The 4,080-nt window shown below is 35.1% G+C and carries 7 protein-coding genes; all 7 read right to left on the bottom strand.

Annotated features, from left to right (window positions below):
• Positions 1-284: type II toxin-antitoxin system HicB family antitoxin (locus DYE60_RS10120; protein WP_115316509.1), on the bottom strand; the 284-nt coding region annotated here is incomplete at its 3' end.
• A 27-nt stretch (positions 285-311) separates the two neighbouring features.
• Entirely contained in the window at positions 312-497 is a 186-nt protein-coding gene (locus tag DYE60_RS10115) for a type II toxin-antitoxin system HicA family toxin (RefSeq protein ID WP_115315553.1), read from the bottom strand.
• Positions 498-571: 74 nt separating this feature from the next.
• Positions 572-1,771: a tyrosine-type recombinase/integrase gene (locus tag DYE60_RS10110; protein WP_115315552.1), complete on the bottom strand. Its 1,200-nt coding sequence runs from the start codon at positions 1,769-1,771 to the stop codon at positions 572-574.
• A gap of 419 nt (positions 1,772-2,190) precedes the next feature.
• Complete coding sequence (locus DYE60_RS10105) at positions 2,191-2,382, bottom strand: helix-turn-helix transcriptional regulator (protein ID WP_174894763.1); 192 nt, start codon at positions 2,380-2,382, stop codon at positions 2,191-2,193.
• Between the two features lie 10 nt (positions 2,383-2,392).
• A complete protein-coding gene (locus tag DYE60_RS10100; RefSeq protein ID WP_147285448.1) occupies positions 2,393-3,097 on the bottom strand; it encodes a hypothetical protein in 705 nt (234 codons plus the stop codon).
• Positions 3,087-3,359: a DUF6378 domain-containing protein gene (locus tag DYE60_RS10095; protein WP_115315596.1), complete on the bottom strand. Its 273-nt coding sequence runs from the start codon at positions 3,357-3,359 to the stop codon at positions 3,087-3,089. Before DYE60_RS10095 ends, DYE60_RS10100 begins: the two co-directional genes overlap by 11 nt.
• Positions 3,360-3,373: 14 nt before the next feature.
• Positions 3,374-3,919, bottom strand: a complete 546-nt coding sequence (locus DYE60_RS10090) for a phage N-6-adenine-methyltransferase (RefSeq protein ID WP_115315595.1) — start codon at positions 3,917-3,919, stop codon at positions 3,374-3,376.
• Positions 3,920-4,080 lie beyond the last annotated feature (161 nt).

The raw sequence follows: 4,080 nt of genomic DNA, 5'->3' as shown, positions 1-4,080 counted from the left end.
GCGGTTAAATCAATATCAATTAATAACCAAGTATCACAATAATCATAATCTTCTAAGGTTTTATAAAATCTGAACCCTTTATCTTTAATTGACAAAATATCAAATTCTTCATCAATCATTAATTCAAGCATTGTATGAATGGCGTCTGTTACTTGTGGGATAATCTCTCCTTCACTATCCGCCGCACTAAAACAACTATATTCATCATTACAAAGTGCTGGCACAACCATTCCAAACGCTGTATTTTCATCTTGTGGTGTTTCAACACCGATTGTAAATAGCATATAACCTCCGCTTTAAGCTCGGCAGAGCTATAAAAGCCCTGCCGATTTTTTGATTGATCTTAAAGTACCGATTGGAATATCTTTAACAGGATGCGTAATTGGAAATTTTTTACCTGTCTTTGGACTATACCAAATATGGTGATCTCCTTTTCCACTCCTGATTTGATAACAACCGATAGCTTTAAGCTCTTTGATTAAGTCTCTTGAGTGCATGCTTCCTCCTTGTCTTAATCAATAATTATTATACACACGCATACACATAAATCAATGATTTTATCAGATTATTTTTAAACAGATTGCCCCCTAATCCAACAATCTACCATATCCGCCCATTTCTGCATCATCTCCCGTCGTTGTTCTGCATACTCCGCTTTATTATAAACCGCCCTCACCCCCTTCTGCTCGTGGGCTAATGCCTTCTCAATCCAATCAGAATTAAAGCCTTTTTCGTGGAGCAGAGTAGAGGCGGTTCGCCTTAAATCGTGAATAGTAAAGTGATCAATCTCCATACCCTTATCCTGCATAATTTTCACCGTTTCACTCACAACCCGATTTAAAGAACTCAAAGAAACCGGCTTGAATAAAGAAGTACGAGAAGGGATCACAAATTCTGACTCTTCACTATAAATTTTAAACGCCGTCAAAAGTTCCAGCGCCTGACGCGATAAATAAACATTGTGCGAACGTCTTGCCTTCATACGCTCAGCGGGAATTGTCCAAATATTCTTATTAAAATCAAACTCATCCCATTTTGCAGAGACTAACTCGCCCTTTCTAACCATCGTATAAAGAATGAACAAAATGCCTTTTCTAAGCGTAAAATAACGCTCAGTATTATTCAGCTCATTGAAAAATAAATGAATTTCCCTAGGCGTTAAAACTCGTTCCCTTGGCTTAAAGGTCGCAATCGAAGAATTTGCCACCTTCTCAGCAGGATTACCAAATTCAGCCCCTTTTGAAATAGCAAACTTATACACCAAATTAAAAAAATCTCTCACAAAAATAGCCGTAGAAGGTGCACCGCGATCACGAATAATCTCACAATGATTTCGAATATTAATCGCCTTAATCTCAGTCATCAACTTATTACCAAAATAAGGCTTAATCTCACGTTCAAATGTCGCCCGTCTCAACTGTCTTGTACTTTCCGCAAGCTCAACCTCTTTCAAATATTTCTCAGCAAAAAAACCGAAATTCCCGCAACCGCTAAGGCTGAATTTTTTCTGCCTTTTCTCATTAGCCGGCGAAATTCCCTCACTTACCAATTTTCTCGCCATCATCAATTTCTCACGAGCCTCACTCAAACTGATCCCATCAGCCCCAAATCGCCCAATTGTTAAAGTTTCCCGCCTTTTATTAATAATATAGTCATAACGAAAAGAAATGGTCCCCTTCTTAGACACGAAAACATAAAGCCCATCACGATCAGCGACTTTATAGGCTTTTTCTTTGGGTTTAAGCGATTTAAGTTTAGAATTACTCAGCATTTTAGCTCCAAATAAATACCGTTTGTTTTATAACGGTATTTTCTAAAAAATTAACGGTATAGAAAAATAATACCGCAGATTATACCGACAAAAAATTGAAATACAATGAAATGCGATGAAACGCCCTGAAATGATAAAAGCCTTATAATTAAGGCTTTTATACTATTTTTGAAATGTCCTGAAACAATATGAAACAGTAAAATATCACTCCCACTCTATAATCTCATCAATATAAAAGTTTATAAAAATCAAGTTGTTACCTGTTATTTGTTATTTTTATACCGTCATTTATACCGTTGCTTTTGGTGTAAAAAGATCAGGATCTGTTTTTATTATATTGAAGTGCATAGTAAACTGATAAATAAAAAAATGGGCTAAAATATTTCATTTAATATTTTAGCCCATTTATCTGCACCTTTCTACATTACATTTTTGCCTTGTTCTTCTATCCAAGCTTGAACTTCACTGAGTTTCCAAGCAACGCGATTTTGGGAAAGAGGGTAAGGTTTGGGAAATCGCCCTGCTTTTATTCTTCGCCAAATGGTCGGGTAGGAGAGCGTCGTCATTTTACATAGTTTAGGTTTGCTGACCATCGTGTCATTTACATTCATAATTCTCTCCTTATCTAACCTCTTCTGTGATTTCCACTGTTCCATTTTTAGTTAATCTTACAGGAACAGCATATTCCCATTTAGAGCCATATTCTGACTCAAAGCGGTTATTAGCATTATTATATTTAATTACATCAGGGATTGTTCTGTTTCTTGCTTCTTTGTCTGAAACAGGGGATACCCAAGCTAAAATATATTGATCCTTAGCTAGTTTCTTAGCTAATTCACTTCCCCTTAACTTAGGTTTTTCAAATTCGATATTTGGATATAATTGTGAAAGTAGCTTGTGATTTTCTTCAGTTGCTAAAAATATTTTTTGAATCCCAGAAGCGTCTAAAGAGCCCTTATTAGTAAATGGAACATAAGAATTGAAGCACTGATCGCTATCTAACTTAATTGAGAGCCGGTTTCCCATCGCATCACGTTCAAGTGTATGAATTTTACAATCGTGATCCGGATAATATACCTTATCACCTGTTTTAAATGTCGTTGCTGTCATTGTTGTTTCCTCTCTTTTGTCTATATTTTTGTTTATCCAATGCTCAAGTTGTTGTTGAAAAAATTTAGCTTCATCAAAATATAAATCTGCTGAGTATCCATTACTTCTTTGCTTTGGAATATCCATACAAGTTTTACCTCCCCAGAATGTAATGCCTTCACCATTTAACTCTCTAACTGACTTTATTTGAATTTCTAGTAATGTATTACTCATCATCGTTCCCCTTATCCAAATTACCCCCTAAAATTGCATAACCTGCAATATCCTTCCAACTGTCATCATAGTTTGGATCACCTGATAAAATACGACCTATTTTTACACACATCATTTCAAGTGCTTCTAATTGATGCCCATCAAGGTTTTCACCATATAGATAGATAATTCCTTTTAACTCTTGAGCAATTTGTGCATAAAGTCCAAAATCCCCATAAACCGCACCACGCTCTTTAATTGTTTGTTGTACTGTTTGATTTTCCATTGTTTACTCCTTATTTAATCTCTTAAATGTCTATAATGTGAAATTTGTCTTATTTCATTTAGAGAAAGATAGTCTGTTGATAACTTTTCTCTTTTTGTTTTGTCAAAAAAGACAAACATTTGCGGGCGTTTTGCTCCTTTGGTTTCTTCGCCTGTTTGGCTATGTAAAAAAGGTATTCGTCCTAATGTTACAAATACAATTTTATTAGCGTGTTGAACGCACTTAGCAAACCATCTCGTAGAATTATCTACATTTAAAAGCATCACAACTTTTGCCCCTTTTTCTGACTCTGTGATTGCCTTTTCTATAAAAGGTAATGGATCAGAGTAAGGTGGATTACACCAAATACGTTTACTTTTACTCGCCCAATCAACGCTTAAAGCATCTTGTTCTTTTGAAATAAATTTCTTACATTTTCTATTAAATTCATTTGCGGCTGCATCTAATCCAAATCCTTTATTTTTATTAGAGTTTTTACAATTTAAAAAATACAATTCAGCAAAAGCAGTAACCCAAAAAGGCGTCGCCCATAAGTCTGTATTTTCCGTTTGATTTCCCATTGTTTTACCCCTATTTTTCGTAAATTTTCCCCAAAATCTCACCGCTTACTGCAATAAGATTTCATTACCGTCGTATTCAATACAGTGTTGTTTATCTAATTTAACCGTTCCTCCTTTTAAAAGTATGTAAACGTGGTTATTACTTATCCAATTTTCAGGAA

Origin of the sequence: Phocoenobacter uteri (assembly GCF_900454895.1) — a bacterium.
In the GTDB taxonomy this organism is placed as follows: Bacteria; Pseudomonadota; Gammaproteobacteria; order Enterobacterales; family Pasteurellaceae; genus Phocoenobacter; species Phocoenobacter uteri.
Note: the sequence above shows the minus strand (reverse complement) of the source record. Positions and strands in the feature narration are given on the sequence as shown.